This window comes from Enterococcus sp. AZ170, assembly GCF_050545135.1.
In the GTDB taxonomy this organism is placed as follows: domain Bacteria; phylum Bacillota; class Bacilli; order Lactobacillales; family Enterococcaceae; genus Enterococcus_L; species Enterococcus_L ureilyticus.
Map to the genome: position 1 here is coordinate 3,412,687 of NZ_CP172947.1, position 21,527 is coordinate 3,434,213.

Genomic DNA, 21,527 nt, shown 5'->3' on the forward strand with positions numbered 1-21,527 from the left:
AACCACATGAGTTATACTTTTCAAAAGTGGTTACTTCGATTATGAAGTATTTATGTTTAATGATATTTATTTTTGTTCTCAAGGTATAAGTCATTTGTCATTTTCAACAATCACTCGTGAGAGCTATCGAACGTATAAATCTAATCCAAAACTCTGCATTCATTGTCCATTACTTGAACCCTGTACTCTGAGTGAAAAACATCAAAAAGTTGTGACTCGATATGTTTGGGCTGATCTGATGGACAAACTTGAACATCAACGCCATACGACGTTGAATAAAGAAATGTATAGAAAGAGAAAACAGACAATTGAACGAATATTTGCAGATGCAAAAGAAAAGCATGGAATGCGTTGGACGAACTATATATTTTCGTCCTATTTAGATAAGAATAAAGACTTTTGCGAGCCATGTCTATATAATAAAAAGAAGAGGTCAAAAGACTATTTGACAAGGGAGGTAAGACATTGGTGAGACACAAAAAAATGAATAAGGAGTGGTCAAAAAAGAAAACAAAGGAAATTACTAGAAGCCCATTATGAAGATGCAATTCCAATCGAACTTTTCAAAAAGGAACAAGCCACTTTGAAAAATTCACTTATCGGTATTGATAACCAATTGAAGCTCCATGTTAATTATGGTCAACATGCAAAAGAGAACTATAGTCGAATTCTTGAGATGATCGAAGGTTGCCATAAAGTGTATGCTACTGCACCCAATTATATCAAACACTTGTTTAACCAAGCATTATTTGCTAAAGTTCTTGTATACTCAAGTTGCAACCTATCTTATGAAGCTGCTGATAGCTTCGACCCCGTAATAAGCATTAAAGCGCACAATAAAAAAGAATCCGCTAATTCTAGCGGATTCTTCGACACATTTATCTCAGTACCTAACACCTTAAAAAATTTTTTTGGTGCAGGTTTAAATAATGACAAAATGGTCGGGAAGACAGGATTCGAACCTGCGACCCCTTGGTCCCAAACCAAGTGCTCTACCAAGCTGAGCTACTTCCCGTAGCTATAATAATAAAAAAAGACTAAATGCTTAAAAGGAACTAGTACCACTACCCTCTAAACCGTAGTCAGACATTTCAACTATGCACCCAAAGGGAGTCGAACCCCTAACCTCTTGATTCGTAGTCAAGCACTCTATCCAGTTGAGCTATGGGTGCTAAAACAAGGATCAAAGCCAGATGAATTCATCTACTTCGTACTTGCCAACATCTATTCTGTCAATTGTACAATTGACATTTATAGTGTTTCAAAGCAATGCCGAGGACCGGAATCGAACCGGTACGGTGATCACTCACCGCAGGATTTTAAGTCCTGTGCGTCTGCCAGTTCCGCCACCCCGGCGAAAGAACAAGCTAAGCGGAAAACGGGGTTCGAACCCGCGACCCCCACCTTGGCAAGGTGGTGCTCTACCACTGAGCTATTTCCGCAGTCTGGATGCCGGCTAAAGGATTTGAACCCTCGACCCTCTGATTACAAATCAGATGCTCTACCAACTGAGCTAAGCCGGCGTATAAGCGCCTAGTTAAAAACAAGACTAAAAATGCGGGTGAAGGGACTTGAACCCCCACGCCGTAAGGCGCTAGATCCTAAATCTAGTGCGTCTGCCAATTCCGCCACACCCGCAAAATATTCCTATGAGCCGTGCAGGGCTCGAACCTGCGACCCTCTGATTAAAAGTCAGATGCTCTACCAACTGAGCTAACGGCTCAAAAAATGGAGGTTGACGGGATCGAACCGCCGACCCCCTGCTTGTAAGGCAGGTGCTCTCCCAGCTGAGCTAAACCTCCAAGACAACACTTTAGCGTGGCGACGTCCTACTCTCACAAAGGGAAACCCTTCACTACAATCGGCGCTAAGAAGCTTAACTTCTGTGTTCGGCATGGGAACAGGTGTATCCTTCTCGCTATCGCCACCACACTGGGTGTTGTTGCTATTTAGTTGAGTGATTATTCACTCAAAACTGGATTGAAGTAATAGAATCAAACATTCCGAAAAACTTTTTTATTTCGTTTCTTTGGTTAAGTCCTCGACCGATTAGTATTGGTCCGCTCCGTACATCACTGCACTTCCACTTCCAACCTATCTACCTCATCATCTCTGAGGGGTCTTACTTTCTTAAAGAAATGGGAAATCTCATCTTGAGGTGGGCTTCACACTTAGATGCTTTCAGCGTTTATCCCTTCCCTACATAGCTACCCAGCAATGCCCTTGGCAGAACAACTGGTACACCAGCGGTAAGTCCATCCCGGTCCTCTCGTACTAAGGACAGCTCCTCTCAAATTTCCAACGCCCGCGACGGATAGGGACCGAACTGTCTCACGACGTTCTGAACCCAGCTCGCGTGCCGCTTTAATGGGCGAACAGCCCAACCCTTGGGACCGACTACAGCCCCAGGATGCGACGAGCCGACATCGAGGTGCCAAACCTCCCCGTCGATGTGGACTCTTGGGGGAGATAAGCCTGTTATCCCCAGGGTAGCTTTTATCCGTTGAGCGATGGCCCTTCCATGCGGAACCACCGGATCACTAAGCCCGACTTTCGTCCCTGCTCGACTTGTAAGTCTCGCAGTCAAGCTCCCTTCTGCCTTTACACTCTGCGAATGATTTCCAACCATTCTGAGGGAACCTTTGGGCGCCTCCGTTACTCTTTAGGAGGCGACCGCCCCAGTCAAACTGCCCACCTGACACTGTCTCCCACCACGATAAGTGGTGCGGGTTAGAGGGTTCATAACACAAGGGTAGTATCCCACCAGCGCCTCCACCGAAACTAGCGTTCCGGGTTCATCGGCTCCTACCTATCCTGTACATGTGGTACAAACACTCAATATCAAGCTACAGTAAAGCTCCATGGGGTCTTTCCGTCCTGTCGCGGGTAACCTGCATCTTCACAGGTACTAAAATTTCACCGAGTCTCTCGTTGAGACAGTGCCCAAATCGTTACGCCTTTCGTGCGGGTCGGAACTTACCCGACAAGGAATTTCGCTACCTTAGGACCGTTATAGTTACGGCCGCCGTTTACTGGGGCTTCAATTCTGAGCTTCGCCGAAGCTAACCCATCCTCTTAACCTTCCAGCACCGGGCAGGCGTCAGCCCCTATACTTCATCTTTCGATTTTGCAGAGACCTGTGTTTTTGATAAACAGTCGCTTGGGCCTATTCACTGCGGCTGACCGAAGTCAGCACCCCTTCTCCCGAAGTTACGGGGTCATTTTGCCGAGTTCCTTAACGAGAGTTCGCTCGCTCACCTTAGGATACTCTCCTCGACTACCTGTGTCGGTTTACGGTACGGGCAGTTGTTTTCTCACTAGAAGCTTTTCTTGACAGTGTGACATCAGGAACTTCGGTACTATTATTTCCCTCCCCATCACAGCTTGTCCGTACAGAGTAAAGCATTTGACTCTACTCAAGACTTACTGCTTGGACATGCACTTCCAGTCGCATGCATTCCTTAGCCTCCTGCGTCCCTCCATTGCTCAAACAAAAACAACTGGTACAGGAATATCAACCTGTTGTCCATCGCCTACGCCTTTCGGCCTCGGCTTAGGTCCCGACTAACCCTGGGCGGACGAGCCTTCCCCAGGAAACCTTAGTCATACGGTGGACGGGATTCTCACCCGTCTTTCGCTACTCATACCGGCATTCTCACTTCTAAGCGCTCCACTAGTCCTCACGATCTAGCTTCGACGCCCTTAGAACGCTCTCCTACCATCACACCAGAGGTGTGATCCACAGCTTCGGTAATATGTTTAGCCCCGGTACATTTTCGGCGCAGGGTCACTCGACTAGTGAGCTATTACGCACTCTTTAAATGGTGGCTGCTTCTGAGCCAACATCCTAGTTGTCTGTGCAACCCCACATCCTTTTCCACTTAACATATATTTTGGGACCTTAGCTGGTGGTCTGGGCTGTTTCCCTTTCGACTACGGATCTTATCACTCGCAGTCTGACTGCCGAATATGAATGAATGGCATTCGGAGTTTATCTGAATTCGGTAACCCGAGATGGGCCCCTAGTCCAAACAGTGCTCTACCTCCATCATTCTTAACTTCGACGCTAGCCCTAAAGCTATTTCGGAGAGAACCAGCTATCTCCAAGTTCGTTTGGAATTTCTCCGCTACCCACAGCTCATCCCCGCACTTTTCAACGTACGTGGGTTCGGTCCTCCAGTGCGTTTTACCACACCTTCAACCTGGCCATGGGTAGATCACATGGTTTCGGGTCTACGACTACATACTCATTCGCCCTATTCAGACTCGCTTTCGCTGCGGCTCCGGCTCTTCACCTTAACCTCGCATGCAATCGTAACTCGCCGGTTCATTCTACAAAAGGCACGCCATTACCCATTAACGGGCTTTGACTTGTTGTAGGCACACGGTTTCAGGATCTATTTCACTCCCCTTCCGGGATGCTTTTCACCTTTCCCTCACGGTACTGGTTCACTATCGGTCATTAGGGAGTATTTAGCCTTGCGGGATGGTCCCCGCGGATTCCGACGGAATTTCTCGTGTTCCGCCGTACTCAGGATCCTCCTAGGTGTTGCCAACATTTCGTCTACGGGGCTATTACCCACTTTGGCGAACCTTTCCAGGTTCTTCGACTATCTTGACAGACTACCACAACGGAGTCCTACAACCCCAACAAGCAAGCTTGTTGGTTTGGGCTCTTCCCGTTTCGCTCGCCGCTACTCAGGGAATCGAATTTTCTTTCTCTTCCTGCAGGTACTAAGATGTTTCAGTTCTCTGCGTCTACCTCTAACCAGCTATGTATTCACTGGAAAGTAACATCCTATAAAAGATGTTGGGTTTCCCCATTCGGAAATCTCTGGATCATAGCTCACTTACAGCTCCCCAAAGCATATCGGTGTTAGTCCCGTCCTTCATCGGCTCCTAATGCCAAGGCATCCACCGTGCGCCCTTATTCACTTAACCTTATGACCTTACGGTCAATTGTTTGGTTCGTTTCTCTAGCGATAGAGGCGTCACCAATAAAATAAGCTTCGAACAGTTAATTAACTCTTCAACGCGGTGTTCTCGGTTTGTTTTGATTACTTTTTTACTTCAATATCCAGTTTTCAATGAACAATTCGTTTGAGAGAACTATATGAATAGAAAAAATCAATTGATATCTTCTATTTATAAGAGTAAACCTCTCAAAACTGAACAAAGTGTCGACGAATGTGTAAGTTTCCGTAATATTCCTTAGAAAGGAGGTGATCCAGCCGCACCTTCCGATACGGCTACCTTGTTACGACTTCACCCCAATCATCTATCCCACCTTAGGCGGCTGGCTCCACAAGGGTTACCTCACCGACTTCGGGTGTTACAAACTTTCGTGGTGTGACGGGCGGTGTGTACAAGGCCCGGGAACGTATTCACCGCGGCGTGCTGATCCGCGATTACTAGCGATTCCGGCTTCATGTAGGCGAGTTGCAGCCTACAATCCGAACTGAGAGAAGCTTTAAGAGATTTGCATGACCTCGCGGCCTAGCGACTCGTTGTACTTCCCATTGTAGCACGTGTGTAGCCCAGGTCATAAGGGGCATGATGATTTGACGTCATCCCCACCTTCCTCCGGTTTGTCACCGGCAGTCTCGCTAGAGTGCCCAACTGAATGATGGCAACTAACAATAAGGGTTGCGCTCGTTGCGGGACTTAACCCAACATCTCACGACACGAGCTGACGACAACCATGCACCACCTGTCACTTTGTCCCCGAAGGGAAAGCTCGATCTCTCGAGTGGTCAAAGGATGTCAAGACCTGGTAAGGTTCTTCGCGTTGCTTCGAATTAAACCACATGCTCCACCGCTTGTGCGGGCCCCCGTCAATTCCTTTGAGTTTCAACCTTGCGGTCGTACTCCCCAGGCGGAGTGCTTAATGCGTTAGCTGCAGCACTGAAGGGCGGAAACCCTCCAACACTTAGCACTCATCGTTTACGGCGTGGACTACCAGGGTATCTAATCCTGTTTGCTCCCCACGCTTTCGAGCCTCAGCGTCAGTTACAGACCAGAGAGTCGCCTTCGCCACTGGTGTTCCTCCATATATCTACGCATTTCACCGCTACACATGGAATTCCACTCTCCTCTTCTGCACTCAAGTCTCCCAGTTTCCAATGACCCTCCCCGGTTGAGCCGGGGGCTTTCACATCAGACTTAAGAAACCGCCTGCGCTCGCTTTACGCCCAATAAATCCGGACAACGCTTGCCACCTACGTATTACCGCGGCTGCTGGCACGTAGTTAGCCGTGGCTTTCTGGTTAGATACCGTCAAGGTAAGAGCAGTTACTCTCCTACTTGTTCTTCTCTAACAACAGAGTTTTACGATCCGAAAACCTTCTTCACTCACGCGGCGTTGCTCGGTCAGACTTTCGTCCATTGCCGAAGATTCCCTACTGCTGCCTCCCGTAGGAGTCTGGGCCGTGTCTCAGTCCCAGTGTGGCCGATCACCCTCTCAGGTCGGCTATGCATCATGGCCTTGGTGAGCCGTTACCTCACCAACTAGCTAATGCACCGCAGGTCCATCCATCAGTGACACCCGAAAGCGCCTTTCAAATCAACACCATGCGGTGTCGACTATTATGCGGTATTAGCACCTGTTTCCAAGTGTTATCCCCCTCTGATGGGTAGGTTACCCACGTGTTACTCACCCGTCCGCCACTCTTCTTTTCAAATGAGTGCAAGCACTCGGTAGAAAAGAAGCGTTCGACTTGCATGTATTAGGCACGCCGCCAGCGTTCGTCCTGAGCCAGGATCAAACTCTCATAATAAAAGTTGAACACGATCTTGCGATCGATAAGCTCATTTGGTTGCTAGCATATTGCTTGCTTGTTAAAAATTGTTGTTTGTTTTTACCGTTGTAAAAACAACCTACACATTTGGTTCGTCTTACTTTGTTCAGTTTTCAAAGGTCTACCGTGTTACCTCGCAGCAACTTTTATATCATATCAAATCTTTGATTTGATGTCAACACTTTTCTTCAAAAGTTTCAAAGTTTTTTCTGCTTGATGTTATCGAACGTTTCGCCGACAACTTCATTAGTTTATCAGGTTTGTTGTTATTTGTCAACAACTTTTTCCTGATTTTTCAAGTTTTTTAAAACCTGAATTGTTATTTTATTTCTTTTTCATTGCCATTCATTTCTGAGACAACTTCATTAGTTTATCAGGTCAGTTATCATTTGTCAACAATAATTTTTCTGATTCCTAAAGTTTTTTTCACCCGTTAGGATGTTATGTTATTTCTATCGTTCGGCGTGTTTCATTGGTGCCTTGCGACAAGATATAATATACCAAGTTTCTGGGCTTAGGTCAACTAAAATTTCTATTTTTTTCAAAGTTTTTTTCGTTACCGATTATTCTATTACTTTTGTTCTTTATTGTTCGTTTTTAAGCAGAAAAACCTATTTTTTTAGTTATTTCTTAATTTTTAGTAACAGATTCTAAATTTCCCATAACTTCGCTTTGTTTTTGTCAATTTTCTCAGTTTTTTGTTAGAATGAAGGAGAAGAATTCTACTATATAATGGGGGAAATGAATGATATGAAAATTTTAGTTGCTGATGATGACAAAGAAATTGTAGAACTGCTGAGTATTTATATACACAACGAAGGCTATGAAGTAGTAAAAGCTTATGATGGAAAAGAAGCTTTGTCTAAGATTCGGACAATAGCAGATATCGACCTTCTTATTTTGGATATCATGATGCCGATCATGGATGGGATGCAAGTTGTGAAAGAATTACGAAAAGAGTCACAGATCCCGATCATCATGTTAACCGCCAAAACAACTGATATGGATAAAATCAAGGGACTTGTAGCCGGAGCAGATGATTACGTTACAAAACCTTTTAATCCATTAGAAGTCATGGCACGTGTTAAATCTATTTTGAGACGTAGCCAAATGCAACTTAAAGCGGATGAACCTGATATTCTTGAAACTGGTTCATTGATCATCAACAAGGATTCCCATGAAGTAAAAACCGTTGATGGAAAGGAGATTCAGCTAACCGCCTTAGAATTTGGTATTTTGTATCTACTGGCTAGCCATCCGAATCGTGTTTTTAGTGCTGATGAAATTTTTGAACGCGTCTGGCAACAAGAAAGTATTGTTTCTGCAAAAACAGTAATGGTTCATGTAAGTCATTTGCGGGATAAGATAGAAGAAGCAACTGGTGGAGAAAAAGTCATTCAAACAGTTTGGGGAGTTGGATATAAGATCGATGCTCGTTAGACAAAAGAAAATTGAAAAGCAAAAACGAATTACCTTAACATCAAAGGAAATTAGTGAATTACTTGCTGAAGGAATTGTCACGATTATCCTGTTACTTCTATTAAATGTCTCAATCACAGTTATTCTTAGCGGCAGTCAGACATTACAAGGAATCATCTGGGCAACAAAAGGCGCCTTTGCCCAAGAACTAAACACAGACTTATTTTGGAGCTTAAGTAAATTTGTGATCCCTATCTTTTTTATTGTTGATGTCGGTGTCTTGTATTGGCGCTTGATTCGCCGTTACCGTCAAATGCAGTTGCGTCATATTATTAGTGAACTTCATTACATTGCCGATGGTAACTATGATCATCGTATTCCTTTTGAGTTAAGCGGTGATTTAGCAAAAGTCGTAACCAGTATTAATGGTCTGGTAGACAGTACTGTTGCCGCAATTGAAGACGAACGGAAAATAGAAAAATCAAAAGATGAATTGATCACAAATGTAAGTCACGATATACGAACACCGTTAACTTCTATTATAGGTTATTTAGGATTGATTGAAGATCGGCAGTTTCATAATGAAGCAGATCTGCTGAAGTATACCCATACAGCTTATGTGAAAGCAAAACAAATGAAACTACTCGTTGACGATTTATTTGAGTATACAAAGGTTCGTCAGCCTTCTGTTCCTATTAATACAATTAGTTTTGATATGGCACAATTGATTGAGCAACTTGCTGCTGATTTCGAATTGGAAGCAAGCAAAAATGCTATGACGATTCAAGTGAATGCTAATCCGGCCTCCATAAAAATGGATGGTGACACTGAAAAACTAGTACGGGTCTTCAATAACCTTTTATCAAACGCACTTAAGTATGGGAAAGGCGGGAAAAATATCGTCATTGATGTAGAGAAAGTGGGCACTGAAGTGGTGGTAGCGGTTAGAAATGATGGTCCTCCGATTCCGAAAAAATCTTTAGATCAATTATTCGATCGTTTTTATCGCGTAGAAGAATCTCGTTCACAGGAAACCGGCGGAACAGGTTTAGGTTTGGCTATCGCCCAAAGTATTATAGCCTTACATGGCGGTTACATCTATGCTACTTCTGATAACCATTGGACATCTTTCATCATCCACTTACCTCTACAACGAAACTGATTAATTGAGGTTGACATTCAAAAGAAAGTTTTGTATCCTAGTGACAAGCAAAGAGAAAAAGTATTTGTAGTCTTGAATCAAAGAGAGTTTGCGGTGGTGAAAGCAAATATTCTACTATAAAGAAGTCCGTCTCTATTACTATGCGTTTGATGAAATAAGTCAAACCGGCCTGCAGCCGTTACCTGCATAACAAGGGCAGCGTACAGCTGAACTTGGGTGGTACCGCGAAATTCAAGTCATTTCGTCCCAAGATTTTTTTCTGGGGATGGAGTGGCTTTTTATTTTACTGCAATTCTAACCAGCTAAGCGAATGTCCCCCTCAGAAAAACCAGATGTGCCTGTGATGAAAAGTGCTACATCCTATTTTTTCAGCTAATGATAACCCACTCGTTACACTTCCATGAGCTTATAGTGATTGGTATATGGTGGCTGAACGAAAGATTGCTTCCAATTTTTCATTTGAGGTTAAAAGCACAAAATGTAGCACAGTAAAATATTGTTACCTATATATTAAGGAGGAGTTATTATGTTAGATGTAAAAATGATTCGTCAAAATTTTGATGACGTGCAAACAAAGTTGAAAACCCGTGGTGTAAAAGAAGAGATATTAGTAGAATTCTTACGATTAGATGAAAGTCGTCGTAACTTATTAGTAAAATCAGAAGAATTAAAAAAATACCGTAATGATGTCTCTGCAGAGATCGCACAACTAAAACGAAACAAAGAAGATGCTACAGCAAAAATTACTGAAATGAAAGAAGTTGGCGGCAATATTAAGGCGCTAGATACTGAAATCGAAGAAATCGATGCTAAACTTCTAGAAATTTCTACCACCTTACCCAATCTTCCACATGACTCAGTGCCTGTCGGAGCAGATGAAAACGATAATGTTGAAGTCCGTCGCTGGAGTGAGCCTAGAAATTTTGCCTTTGAACCTAAACCCCATTGGGATGTAGCAGAAAATTTGGACATTCTTGATTTTGAGCGAGGAGCAAAAGTTTCAGGTAGCCGTTTTGTGTACTATAAAGGTTTAGGTGCTAGATTAGAGCGCGCATTATATAACTTTATGCTGGACATGCATGTCTATGATCATGGCTATACTGAAATGATGACGCCGTATATCGTAAATAGCAATTCTATGTTTGGAACTGGGCAATTCCCTAAATTCAAAGAAGATGTTTTCCAGCTAGAAGGAACAGATATGACCTTGATTCCAACCGCGGAGGTTCCTCTAACCAACTATTACAATAATGAAATTTTAGATGGGAAAGATTTACCAATCTATTTTACAGCACTAAGCCCATCTTTCCGTTCTGAAGCTGGCAGTGCTGGCCGTGATACTAGAGGTCTGATTCGTCTACATCAGTTTAACAAAGTAGAAATGGTGAAATTCAGTGATGCAGAACATTCTTATGAAGAATTAGAAAAAATGACTGCTAATGCGGAAGATATTTTACAAAAATTAAATCTACCGTATCGTGTTATGTCACTTGCTACTGGCGATATGGGCTTCTCTGCTGCTAAAACTTACGACTTAGAAGTGTGGATTCCAGCTCAAAATGCCTATCGTGAAATCAGCTCTTGTTCAAACTGCGAAGATTTTCAAGCACGTCGTGCCATGATCCGCTACCGCGATGAACACGATAAGGTTCAATATGCGCATACCTTGAATGGTTCTGGTTTAGCTGTTGGTCGGACTGTCGCTGCTATTTTAGAGAACTACCAAAACGAAGATGGTACTGTAACGATTCCAGAAGTTTTAGTGCCTTATATGGGTAATTTGAAATTAATTAAATAAATAAAAAGAATCACTAATTTAACTCATTGGCTGTTGAAACTATAAATCAATAATGATACATTTGGATTACTAAAAACAGTCAAATTTATAATTAGAAGGATCAAACATTATGCATAAAAAAAATCACTCACGAATTACTCGAAACAGTCGGCGTGAAAAGAATAAACATAATATTACAAAAAAAATAGTTCTGACATCAATTGCTGGACTTTCACTCATTTTAATCTGTGGTGGTGTTTACGCAACTTATGCTATACAACATAATCCAAAACAAGAAAGTCAGGCTGAGGATATTAGTCAATACGAACACAAAGAACATGCATTACTGGAAAAGATCAGAACCTCTCAAAAACATGATGAACTTGAAAGTACTGAGCAAGAAAAAACAGATAAAAATATTCAAACACTGATTTACGAACCTCTTACAACTGAGGCTATTCCTCAACTACCAAAAATCAATTCAGAATTAACAACTTTGATAGAGGCAGCTCACAAAGAGAGTTCAAAAGAAACACCTATCAAACTTGTTGGTCATATAAAGAGGATAAAAGTAAATGAACAATTGGTTGGGTACCAACCAATTCTTGATACCTATACATGGAATCAAGAAAAAAACGAGTGGTCTGAGAAAACTGAGCTGGGAAAACAGCCCGCATTCGTCAATCAAAAAACAAAACAACCATTGACACTGCAGGATATTTTTATAAGTGAAGCAAATGCCTTAGCTGTTCAACAGGTCATCGAGCAAAAATTACTGTCAGAAAGCCCTGACGGTAATGCTATTATTGATGGCATTCTCAATATGCCAAGCATTTCTTTAGCTGAAACGGCCTTCACCTATTACTCTGATAAAATCAGTCTTACTCTAGCAGAAAATTCATCTGGCAAAACAGAAATCACATTGCCTTATAAAGAGATTGCTGGCTATGTAGATCCTCAATTTATCGATACAGCTTCTATTAAGGATGTAGTACCAGAGCCTTTGGATCCAAACAAAAAGTACATTTCACTCACTTTTGATGATGGCCCCAATCCTGACACGACACCTAGACTTTTAGATATCCTAAAAGAAAAAGGCGTTACAGCTACCTTCTTTATGTTAGGGCAAAATGTTGTCAAACATGAAGCACTAGTAAAACGTGTAGCAGAAGAAGGCCACGAAGTAGCTAGTCATTCCTATTCACATCCGCAATTAACTAGTGTTGATGCTCAAAGAGTGACAGAAGAAGTTCAAAATACAGATAAAGCCATTTATCACGCTATCGGAAAATTGCCAACTGACTTTAGACCGCCATATGGAGCAGTCAATAAAGAAGTAGCTACTATAATTGGTAAGCCGATCATTCAATGGTCTGTAGACTCGCAAGATTGGCAAAGTCATAATGCTGAGGCAATCATTAAACGGATCGATGAAACGGCCTACAATGATACGATCATCTTGATGCATGATATTCATCCAGAAACTGTGGATGCTGTATCAACCGTAATCGACCACTTACGCAATGATGGCTATGAGATTCTACCTTCCAAAGAATTGTTAGGAAAAAAGGCCAAACCTTTGCACATGTATTATGGTTCAAAAGACGAGCGACCAGTCCAATAATAAAAAAACCTCCTATACCAGAATTCTTTGGCGTAGGAGGTTCTTTCATTTTCTTACTGTTCTACAGAGTAATTAGGTGCTTCTTTAGTAATTTGTACATCATGAGGATGAGATTCTTTTAATCCATTCCCACTCATTTGAATAAATTGTGCTTCTTCACGCAATTGTGTTAAATCTGCCGCACCAACATAGCCCATCCCAGATTTTAGCCCACCAATCAGTTGGAAAACAATATCTGATACGCTACCTTTATAGGCAACACGGCCTTCAATACCTTCAGGAACTAATTTATTTGCTTCATTGACGCCACCTTGGAAATAGCGATCACTTGAACCTTTTTCCATTGCGCCTAGTGAACCCATTCCGCGATATGTTTTGAAACGACGACCTTGATAAATTTCAAATTCACCTGGCGATTCGTCTGTTCCTGCCAGCATACTTCCTAACATAACTGCATGTCCACCAGCAGCTAAAGCTTTTACGATATCACCTGAATACTTGATCCCGCCATCAGCAATAATTGCTTTTCCATATTTACGTGCGACAGAAGCAGCGTCATAAATCGCAGTCAGTTGAGGAACACCAACACCTGCTACAACACGAGTCGTACAAATAGAACCAGGTCCGATCCCAACTTTAACAACATCCACACCTACATCATAAAGTGCTTTAGCTCCTTCAGCTGTCGCGATATTTCCTGCAATCAATGTCGCATCTGGGAATGTATCACGAATTTCCTTGATTTTGCGAATCACACCTGCACTATGCCCATGAGCTGTATCAATAATGATTGCGTCTACTCCTGCTTCCAATAAAGCTTCCGCGCGTTCAAATGTGTCACTTGTCACACCAACTGCTGCTGCCGCTAGCAAACGACCATGCTCATCTTTCGCCGCATTTGGAAATTCGATTACTTTTTCAATATCTTTGATGGTGATCAAACCGCTTAAACGATTATTTTCATCAACGATTGGTAATTTTTCGATTTTATGTTTTTGTAGAATCTTTTCAGCATCTTTTAGAGAAGTGCCAACTGGGGCTGTTACTAAGTTGTCCTTGGTCATTACTTCATCGATTTTCATTTGATAATCTGTTACAAAGCGCATATCACGGTTCGTGATGATCCCAACTAATTTACGATTTTCCATCGTTTCGACAATCGGAACGCCACTAATACGATATTTACTCATTAGATTTTCAGCATCTGCTACCAAATTTGTTGGCGTTAAGAAAAATGGGTCAATAATCACGCCACTCTCAGAACGTTTTACTTTGCGAACTTCGTCAGCTTGTTGTGCGATGCTCATATTTTTATGAATAACGCCTAAGCCGCCTTGACGAGCCATCGAGATGGCCATTTTACTATCCGTTACAGTATCCATACTTGCACTGATTAGAGGAATATTCAACTTAATATTTTTTGCTAGTTGGATACTCATATCCACTTCATTAGGCAATACGTGACTTTCTGCTGGAATCAATAAAACATCATCAAATGTAAGACCTTTTTTCGCGAATTTTGTTTCCCAGTTAGACATTTTCTAGACCACTCCTCTATTTAATTTTATATAAGAAAATAACAGATAATAAAAGGTAAGTCAACCACATTTCCCCGTTTACAGAAATTTTCTTTCCTTTTCTCAAAACATGAGTATTTTCTCATTTTTTTGTTATTAAAAACAAAGGATAACTGTAGTTATTCCTTTGTTTTTAACTTAGTAAAACGCATGGGCGCAACTTTCCATACTATACAAGCCAGCAGAGTCAACACAGAGATACTTAAAGAAACTTTTTGAGCAAAAGTTGTCTGATAAGAAATAGAAACACGCCCTTTTTTAGATAATTGACTATCGACTAAACCATTTTGTTTATTTAAGGATGCTGAAATTATTTTTTCTTTACCCTCACTTACTATTTTAGCTTGATAGCCATAATAGTAGATAAACGGAATAGTAACAGTCGTTTCCTTTGTATTATTTGTACGATAATCGAAAGCCACTGAACCAAAGGTCATTTTAACATTTGTTACTTCTATTTCAGCAGCATCATAAACGACTTTTCGTTTTTTATTTTTTTTAATAGTAGTATAATCAACTTCTTTGGGTAAATATTCATGTCCCGCACCGATATAATAACTATTTGTTTGATCGTATGAATGGTGTGATAAGATACGATTTCCTTCAGTGTCAATACTTTCTTTTTCATACAATCCAACTCCAATTAAAATAACCATAACTACGATTATCTGACTACTTGGAAATTTTTTAAATAATCCGATATCATCATTTGCAATAAGAAATGCTAGCAATAAGGTCACGATTGATAAGAAGCGCCAAGGAAACTGAATCGTATTAAGCGGTGTATGGTCGAAAAGCTTCCAAGGAAAAAGGTCTGTCGTCATAAACATAAAAAGCAAAGCAAGAATTACCAACTCACGACTGGGTGAATTGCCCTTAAAAAGCATCCCGGTGTAGATGACTAAACCAAACAACAAGATAACGCCTATATTTGCTGAAGACGCATGAAATACGCTATTTTTAAAGCTGTTGGCCACTAACTCACTCAAAGAGTAGCTTTTATCTGATATCAATGTCAATGGATTGGATGTTACTTGAAATGTCACATGACTCATTTGTTCAAAAACGGGCACTAAATAAAAAGCCAATAATAAAATAGTCACTCCGGCAGCCTTTAATAGTGCAACAATGACTTTTTTCTTTAAAAAGTGCTTCAAATTTAAAAGAATGTACATTCCTATAAAAATGCTGACAATTTCCAATGAAATGAAATGTGCTAAACCAATTCCTGTCATAGCAACTGTCAACAACAGCCACTTCTTCTCTTTTCCATTTTTCAATAGATATAAACTTGCTAGAACTAAGGGGAAAAAGCCCATTGCCAACAGCTCTCCAATAGCCTGGCGATTAAAAAAATCTTGTAAACGGTAAATCGATAACGTATACAATAATGAGAATAAGTAACTTTTTACTTTCGTTAATCCCATATACCTTCCAGATACATAGGTTAAACTAAATGTAGCAAAGTTGATTCCAATCGAAAAAATGACAAAACTAGTTGCGAGTGAAAAGCCCATGATACGTAAAATTGCTGGAAAATACAGATAAAAATCTGGATAAAACAAGCTGGATGCATACCCATATCCTCCAATAAAAAAGTAACTAACTTTGGGCAGCAATATGCCATGCCTTAAAGACTCCGCCAAGCCTTCGATCCGATTTTGATGGAAATGATAATCATCACCAATCATGATACGACCATTTTGGAGATAAACAATATATAAAGACAATACACTTAATATAAAAAAACTCAGAAAAACCAGGAAATGACTATGTTGTTTGATCCATTTTTTCATTGCTCCACCTCTTCATAATGAAAATAAATTGTAAATTTCATTCCTAGTTTCTATGGTAGCGTGATGAGGCTGTTCTTTCAAACATGAACCCTTTTAGTTTGAATTATTTTATATTAACGGTATTTTGATTTAGTCAATAAGAAAAAAGAGTCTTGATCAAAACTATCACTAGTTTTAAACCAAGACTCTTCTGGTTGTATTCTTTAACGCGCTAAACTGCTGCGCATATTATATTTTTTCTTTAATAAGTAACGAACACCTAAAGAGATTCCACCAATGATAATCACAATAACTGGATCTAAAATAGGATTGATGACCGCTGGCAGCATTGCGGAACCCGCAAAAACAACAAGCCATAAAAGCATCGCTCCAACCAAGATCGCACCCGTTTTAAACCAACCAGGGCGCTTCGATTTATCCACACCAGGACGATCATATTGGTAAACATATTTATACATTAGATAAAACACATACCCACCTGCCATCGAGGCCAACACCAAGGTTAATAATCCCAATGGTTGTGATTTTCCTTTAGACCACATCATCATAATTGAGAACATAATCGTCATTACTCCAAATAGTAATAACGTATTGTCCAGCCACATCAAAGCTGGGGTCGATTCAGGAAGTTCTTCGGGCTTACTTAAGATAGACTCTGTACGTTCAGCCACCGTTCCGAAAAGCTGACGTGCAGTTTTTCCGCTTTTTTGACCTTCTACTAGATGAGGTAGAATTTCATGTAAAGCAAGTGTCCGTGCTTCTTCTGAAAGATTAGCAGCAACTAACGATTTTTTTAAGTCAAAGATGTATTGTTCATTTCTCTTTGTTAATTTTTGTTCAAGTTCACGATTTTCTGAAACAATATCACGAAGTGCTTCTGATTCCATTATTTTGCGTCCTCCTCGCCCGTGGCCAACGGGGCAGTCTTTACCTAAAAAGTATTCTAACATATTTTTTAGGGAGAAAAACAGTTTTTAGCAATTTTTTTACTATACGTTAAAGCGGAAAAGCATAACATCGCCATCTTGCACAATATATTCTTTGCCTTCTAAACGAACTTTACCTGCTTCTTTTGCTGCCTGCATGTTGCCATACGTATTTAAATCATCAAATGAAACTGTCTCTGCACGAATAAATCCGCGTTCAAAATCAGTATGGATGATTCCGGCCGCTTGAGGAGCTTTGATTCCTTTACGGAAAGTCCATGCACGTACTTCTTGCTCACCAGCAGTAAAGTATGTTGCTAACCCTAACAAATCATAGGCTGCACGAATTAATTGATCTAAACCAGACTCTTCAATGCCTAAGGCTTCTAAAAAGTCAGCTTTATCTTCATCATCTAATTCAGCGATTTCTTCTTCTGCACGGGCGCAAACAACAATCACTTCTGCCTGCTCATTTGCTGCAAATGTTCGAACCTGCTGAACGTACGGATTATTATCTGAATCTGCCACCTCATCTTCGGATACATTTGCTACGTATAAAATAGGTTTCGCTGTTAGTAAAAATAAACTCTTCACGATCTTTTGTTCATCCTCAGTAAATTCGATCGTTCTTGCTGATAAGCCTTCTTCTAAAACAGGCTTAAGTTTATCTAAGACAGCAAGTTCTGCCACCGCATCTTTGTCTTTTGTTTTAGCTATTTTAGCCACGCGTGTATAACGTTTTGTAATCGAATCCAAGTCAGCCAATACTAATTCCAAATTAATGGTGTCAATATCTGCTAAGGGATCTACACGTCCTTCAACATGAGTAATATTATCATCGTCAAAACAACGTACCACATGACAAATCGCATCTACTTGTCGAATATGACTTAAAAATTGGTTTCCTAAACCTTCACCTTTACTGGCACCTTTTACGATCCCAGCGATATCTGTAAACTCAAAAGTAGTTGGTACTGTTTTTTTAGGTTTCACTAACTCTGTCAAACGCAGCAAGCGCTCATCTGGTACTTCAACCATTCCCACATTCGGATCAATTGTTGCAAACGGATAGTTTGCTGCCTCCGCTCCTGCTTTTGTAATTGCGTTAAAAAGGGTAGATTTCCCTACGTTAGGTAAACCTACGATTCCAGCTGTTAATGCCATCGATCATTCACTATCCTTTATTAGTTTTTTTTCTAAAATTTTTTTCATCTTTTTTTCAAAGTCTCGGCGTGTCATCATCACGATATGACCGCAGTTGGTACATTTTATTTTAATATCAGCACCCATTCGGATAATTTCCCAACGATTTGCCTGACAGGCATGGTGCTTTTTCATTTCTACAATATCACCAAGATCATACATAACAGACATATCCCTTCTAAAAATAGTCGTTAATAGTCAGAAAATCAGACATAAACATACAAAGATACAATACCATTTTTTGGGCAATCAAGCAAAGCTATTTTATTGATTCACCTTTTTTATGTATTTAATAATTGTCTACAAGAAATAAATAGTATTATTCCTCAAAAAAACAAAAATAAACCCTTTTAATTTAGATTGTGTTTACCGTATTTATGTTGGATAATGAGGTCATTGTCATTGCGGACAGAGATAGAGCGAAAAGGGGTTTGTCCTTGATAGTAAAGGCTTTTTTTGTGATTTCTTATTCATGTAACACTGTAAAGCCGTACTTTCCCTTTACCTCATACTGGCATTTAAAGGAGTTTTACTATGAGAAAATTTGACTTACTAGAAAAAGTGGAAGTTTATCAAATTGACTTATTGATCTATTTGAGCAATGTTGGTGGTACTGCAACAAAAAAGGAGCTTTTGGCTCATTTAAATATTGGTGATTATTTTCTTTCAAAACTGATTGAAGGATTAGCCACCCTCGCAAAAAAATCAAATGGATGCTTTTCCATTGAAGTAAACAAACAAACTATTACATTTCAAACAAAACCAGATTACTCTCTTCACACTTTATACAATGAAATGATTATCCATGCACCGATGTATAGAATATTGGAAGAGTTATTACTATATGGAACCATTGATACTAGCCGTTTATGTGAAAAAATTGGCATCAGTTACTCAACCTATTTTAGAAAACTCAATGAATTGAACAATTTATTAGCTGAATTTGATTTATCTATCCAAAATGGATATTTGTTAGGTTCTGAGTTACAGATTCGGTTTTTTTTCACCTCTCTTTACTTAGTTACGGATCCTAAACATCAGTTGAAAGTTCCCAATATTGATCCTCGAATCTATGAAACAGTCAATAGTATTCAACAGATTTTAGGCACACCGATTTCGTTTTTAGCACGAAAAAAGTTGATTATTTACTTAAGTTTATTAAAAAGAAGAAATGCACAAAAAATAATACAGGATTATAACAAGCAAGATTTTTTTTTCAGTAATAAGACAGCTATCAATAGTCAAAAAAGATTTATAGAGGCCTTAAGAAAGACTCACTTATTTAAAAGAATCGATCAAGTATTAGGATTATTTTTAGTCTACTACTCCTTTAAAATGCTTCCTAGTGAAACTATATTACTATTGCTCTTCATGCTTGGTGAAGAAATCATCCCTGCTAATGCTCATTGTCTAAAGGAACTTGACCTGATCGAAAGATACAGTAATTTTTTTATCAGAACCTTAAATCAAAAATTTTTAAAATTTATGAAAGAAATTTACCCCGATACTTGCTTAAATCATACGCATAGCTCAATTCTTCATTATTATCTAACTTCTACTGGTTATCATCACTTGATATTCAAAGGTCATATTGATTACTATTGGGAATTGAATGATACCAAGTGGGCACAATCTAGACATTCTATGACTGTCTATCGTTTTATTGATTATTTAAAGGAAACCTATCCAGTAATTTTTGTAGATGAGACCCGTGATACTGTCCTTATTACTAAGTATGCTCATGCCATAAGTTTCTATGAAGAATGTATCAAACCTAAAATTTCTGTCGGAATATTTCTTGAAGGTGATTTACTCTATAAAAAAAAAATTACGGACTGGTGGATCCAATATATAGAATTGACCGCTTTGGCACAAGCAGAACCTTTAGTAGACAATAAATTTTATGATTTGATCATTAGCAATGTAGATTGTTCCTATTTAAGAAAACAAGGAAAGTATTTTTTTATCTTGACCAATTACAACGAAAAAAAGGACATCACTGATCTGGATCAGCTACTTTATACGATTTTTTACTCTTCTACAAAATCCTGATATTTTGATACTGCTCTGTCTATTATGAAACACAAAGCAGTATCTATTTTAGCTATCTCCATAGAGCATTAAACAAATTCTAATTTTTCTACAAGCTGTCGTTCTTCTGAAAAAAATGAATTCGTATAACAATCTAGTGTCATTTTTGTTGATGAATGTCCTAATAGAGAACTGATTGTTGCAATGTTTCCTCCAGCCTCCAAGCACCGTGTAGCAAACGTATGCCTTAAAGAATGGAAAGAAAAATTTTCCAAACCAATTTTTTTCCGAATAATTTGAAAGCGATACGCAATCGTGCGCGGCTCAAGAGCCTTATGCTTATTTGAAATGACATAATCACTCTTTGATATCGCTTTAAGTTCCAATAATTTTTTCCTTAAAGACTTACTAATAGGAATTTTTCGTTGAGAATTAGTGCTTTTAGGCGTTACTTCTACGATTTCCGTCTTTCTTCCAGATGTATCTTCTATCTGGATTCTAAGCACTGTTCGATTAACACCCAATGTGTTATTTTCAAAATCGATATCTTCCCATTTTAACCCACAAATCTCTCCGATTCGAAGTCCAGTTTGCAATGCAAGCATAATCGAAAAAAACTTTTGGCTCGTATTGATTTCTTGGACTAACTTCGCTTGATCTTTAATAGATAATGCTTGAACTGTTTTTCTTCTTATTTTTGGAAGCTCTAAACCTAGGCATGGATTTTCTATTAATAATTTTAACGAGACTGCTTTACTTAGACAGTTTTTCAACACAGAGACGATTGATCTAATTGAGCTTGCTTTTAGTGTTTTATCCATCTTTTTAAGCATAGAATCAATATCCGCCTGCGTTAGTTTTTGTAATTTAATTGATCCAATTCTTGATAATACGTGGACGTTCATTTTATTTTTATAGCTCGCGTATGTACTACTTTTTACGGTTGGACGAACGAATGTCTCTAACCAATAATTCGACCAATCTAGTAATTGCCCTTCATAAGGAAGCAGATTTTTACTATGGTTTGTCTGTTTCTCGTATTTTTTTAAGATAAGTTGATGCTTTACTTCTGAATATTTATAGCCATAAATATAGCCATAATGAATTTTCCCATTTTGCTGTCTGCCTTTTATGTATCTGCCTTCCCAACGCCCATCTTTTCTTTTATAAATATTTTCCCCTCTTCTTGCCATAACAAAGATCCTTTCTAAAATT

General features: G+C 39.6%; 11 protein-coding genes, 8 tRNA genes, 3 rRNA genes, 1 pseudogene and 1 other annotated feature. Of the genes and pseudogenes, 6 read left to right on the forward strand and 17 right to left on the reverse strand.

Features of this window, described 5'->3' with window-relative positions; all coding sequences use genetic code 11:
- Positions 1 to 22: 22 nt before the first annotated feature.
- Positions 23 to 358, forward strand: a pseudogene (locus tag IGJ55_RS16320) (transposase); the annotation flags it as partial.
- Positions 359 to 938: 580 nt separating this feature from the next.
- On the opposite strand, the gene IGJ55_RS16325 reads toward IGJ55_RS16320, so the two are convergent.
- From IGJ55_RS16325 to IGJ55_RS16375, 11 genes are all read right to left on the reverse strand, one after another.
- Positions 939 to 1,015: transfer RNA gene (locus IGJ55_RS16325), tRNA-Pro, on the reverse strand.
- An 83-nt stretch (positions 1,016 to 1,098) separates the two neighbouring features.
- Positions 1,099 to 1,172, reverse strand: a tRNA-Arg gene (locus tag IGJ55_RS16330).
- Positions 1,173 to 1,270: 98 nt separating this feature from the next.
- Positions 1,271 to 1,356, reverse strand: a tRNA-Leu gene (locus IGJ55_RS16335).
- 14 nt (positions 1,357 to 1,370) lie between these two features.
- Positions 1,371 to 1,442 (reverse strand) — tRNA-Gly (locus IGJ55_RS16340).
- 8 nt (positions 1,443 to 1,450) lie between these two features.
- Positions 1,451 to 1,523 (reverse strand) — tRNA-Thr (locus tag IGJ55_RS16345).
- A 33-nt stretch (positions 1,524 to 1,556) separates the two neighbouring features.
- Positions 1,557 to 1,638, reverse strand: a tRNA-Leu gene (locus IGJ55_RS16350).
- A gap of 12 nt (positions 1,639 to 1,650) precedes the next feature.
- Positions 1,651 to 1,723 (reverse strand) — tRNA-Lys (locus tag IGJ55_RS16355).
- A gap of 6 nt (positions 1,724 to 1,729) precedes the next feature.
- Positions 1,730 to 1,802, reverse strand: a tRNA-Val gene (locus IGJ55_RS16360).
- 14 nt (positions 1,803 to 1,816) lie between these two features.
- Positions 1,817 to 1,932 (reverse strand): 5S ribosomal RNA (gene rrf / locus IGJ55_RS16365).
- A 97-nt stretch (positions 1,933 to 2,029) separates the two neighbouring features.
- Positions 2,030 to 4,941 (reverse strand): 23S ribosomal RNA (locus tag IGJ55_RS16370).
- Positions 4,942 to 5,215: 274 nt separating this feature from the next.
- Positions 5,216 to 6,776: ribosomal RNA gene (locus IGJ55_RS16375) — 16S ribosomal RNA — on the reverse strand.
- Together the 16S, 23S and 5S rRNA genes with 8 tRNA genes alongside form the textbook arrangement of a ribosomal RNA operon.
- 771 nt (positions 6,777 to 7,547) lie before the next feature.
- Here IGJ55_RS16375 and IGJ55_RS16380 point away from each other — a divergent pair.
- From IGJ55_RS16380 to IGJ55_RS16395, 4 genes are all read left to right on the forward strand, one after another.
- Positions 7,548 to 8,237, forward strand: a complete 690-nt coding sequence (locus IGJ55_RS16380) for a response regulator transcription factor (RefSeq protein ID WP_083244363.1) — start codon at positions 7,548 to 7,550, stop codon at positions 8,235 to 8,237.
- A complete protein-coding gene (locus tag IGJ55_RS16385; RefSeq protein WP_430606895.1) occupies positions 8,227 to 9,378 on the forward strand; it encodes a sensor histidine kinase in 1,152 nt (383 codons plus the stop codon). The genes IGJ55_RS16380 and IGJ55_RS16385 overlap by 11 nt, the downstream gene beginning before the upstream one ends.
- A 43-nt stretch (positions 9,379 to 9,421) precedes the next feature.
- Positions 9,422 to 9,630, forward strand: a binding site (T-box leader).
- Between the two features lie 274 nt (positions 9,631 to 9,904).
- Positions 9,905 to 11,176, forward strand: a complete 1,272-nt coding sequence (serS, locus tag IGJ55_RS16390; protein WP_069640172.1) for a serine--tRNA ligase — start codon at positions 9,905 to 9,907, stop codon at positions 11,174 to 11,176.
- Positions 11,177 to 11,285: 109 nt separating this feature from the next.
- Complete coding sequence (locus IGJ55_RS16395) at positions 11,286 to 12,779, forward strand: polysaccharide deacetylase family protein (protein WP_069640171.1); 1,494 nt, start codon at positions 11,286 to 11,288, stop codon at positions 12,777 to 12,779.
- A gap of 53 nt (positions 12,780 to 12,832) precedes the next feature.
- Here IGJ55_RS16395 and guaB read toward each other — a convergent pair whose 3' ends face one another.
- The 5 genes from guaB to IGJ55_RS16420 form a co-directional block, all read right to left on the reverse strand.
- Positions 12,833 to 14,317, reverse strand: coding sequence for an IMP dehydrogenase (gene guaB, locus IGJ55_RS16400; protein WP_069640170.1), 1,485 nt, complete (start codon positions 14,315 to 14,317; stop codon positions 12,833 to 12,835).
- 158 nt (positions 14,318 to 14,475) lie between these two features.
- Positions 14,476 to 16,152 (reverse strand): 6-pyruvoyl-tetrahydropterin synthase-related protein, encoded by a 1,677-nt coding sequence (locus tag IGJ55_RS16405; RefSeq protein ID WP_430606897.1) that lies wholly within the window; start codon positions 16,150 to 16,152, stop codon positions 14,476 to 14,478.
- Positions 16,153 to 16,355: 203 nt separating this feature from the next.
- Positions 16,356 to 17,039, reverse strand: coding sequence for a DUF1129 domain-containing protein (locus IGJ55_RS16410; protein ID WP_207121828.1), 684 nt, complete (start codon positions 17,037 to 17,039; stop codon positions 16,356 to 16,358).
- A 102-nt stretch (positions 17,040 to 17,141) separates the two neighbouring features.
- Entirely contained in the window at positions 17,142 to 18,242 is a 1,101-nt protein-coding gene (ychF, locus tag IGJ55_RS16415) for a redox-regulated ATPase YchF (protein WP_069640167.1), read from the reverse strand.
- A gap of 3 nt (positions 18,243 to 18,245) precedes the next feature.
- On the reverse strand, positions 18,246 to 18,443 hold the full coding sequence (locus tag IGJ55_RS16420) for a DUF951 domain-containing protein (protein WP_430606899.1): 198 nt from the start codon (positions 18,441 to 18,443) through the stop codon (positions 18,246 to 18,248).
- Positions 18,444 to 18,815: 372 nt separating this feature from the next.
- On the opposite strand from IGJ55_RS16420, the gene IGJ55_RS16425 reads away from it, so the two are divergent.
- Positions 18,816 to 20,333 (forward strand): helix-turn-helix domain-containing protein, encoded by a 1,518-nt coding sequence (locus IGJ55_RS16425; protein ID WP_207121829.1) that lies wholly within the window; start codon positions 18,816 to 18,818, stop codon positions 20,331 to 20,333.
- 68 nt (positions 20,334 to 20,401) lie between these two features.
- Here IGJ55_RS16425 and IGJ55_RS16430 read toward each other — a convergent pair whose 3' ends face one another.
- Positions 20,402 to 21,505 carry a tyrosine-type recombinase/integrase gene (locus IGJ55_RS16430; RefSeq protein ID WP_069640165.1) on the reverse strand — a complete coding sequence of 368 codons (1,104 nt, stop codon included), beginning with the start codon at positions 21,503 to 21,505 and terminating at the stop codon, positions 20,402 to 20,404.
- Positions 21,506 to 21,527 lie beyond the last annotated feature (22 nt).

What these genes read in the sequence shown, in the direction of transcription:
- IGJ55_RS16380 (WP_083244363.1), top strand. Translation starts at nt 7,548, where the DNA reads ATGAAAATTTTAGTTGCTGATGATGACAAAGAAATTGTAGAACTGCTG.
- IGJ55_RS16385 (WP_430606895.1), top strand. Translation starts at nt 8,227, where the DNA reads ATGCTCGTTAGACAAAAGAAAATTGAAAAGCAAAAACGAATTACCTTA.
- serS (WP_069640172.1), top strand. Translation starts at nt 9,905, where the DNA reads ATGTTAGATGTAAAAATGATTCGTCAAAATTTTGATGACGTGCAAACA.
- IGJ55_RS16395 (WP_069640171.1), top strand. Translation starts at nt 11,286, where the DNA reads ATGCATAAAAAAAATCACTCACGAATTACTCGAAACAGTCGGCGTGAA.
- guaB (WP_069640170.1), bottom strand. Translation starts at nt 14,317, where the DNA reads ATGTCTAACTGGGAAACAAAATTCGCGAAAAAAGGTCTTACATTTGAT.
- IGJ55_RS16405 (WP_430606897.1), bottom strand. Translation starts at nt 16,152, where the DNA reads ATGAAAAAATGGATCAAACAACATAGTCATTTCCTGGTTTTTCTGAGT.
- IGJ55_RS16410 (WP_207121828.1), bottom strand. Translation starts at nt 17,039, where the DNA reads ATGGAATCAGAAGCACTTCGTGATATTGTTTCAGAAAATCGTGAACTT.
- ychF (WP_069640167.1), bottom strand. Translation starts at nt 18,242, where the DNA reads ATGGCATTAACAGCTGGAATCGTAGGTTTACCTAACGTAGGGAAATCT.
- IGJ55_RS16420 (WP_430606899.1), bottom strand. Translation starts at nt 18,443, where the DNA reads ATGTATGATCTTGGTGATATTGTAGAAATGAAAAAGCACCATGCCTGT.
- IGJ55_RS16425 (WP_207121829.1), top strand. Translation starts at nt 18,816, where the DNA reads ATGAGAAAATTTGACTTACTAGAAAAAGTGGAAGTTTATCAAATTGAC.
- IGJ55_RS16430 (WP_069640165.1), bottom strand. Translation starts at nt 21,505, where the DNA reads ATGGCAAGAAGAGGGGAAAATATTTATAAAAGAAAAGATGGGCGTTGG.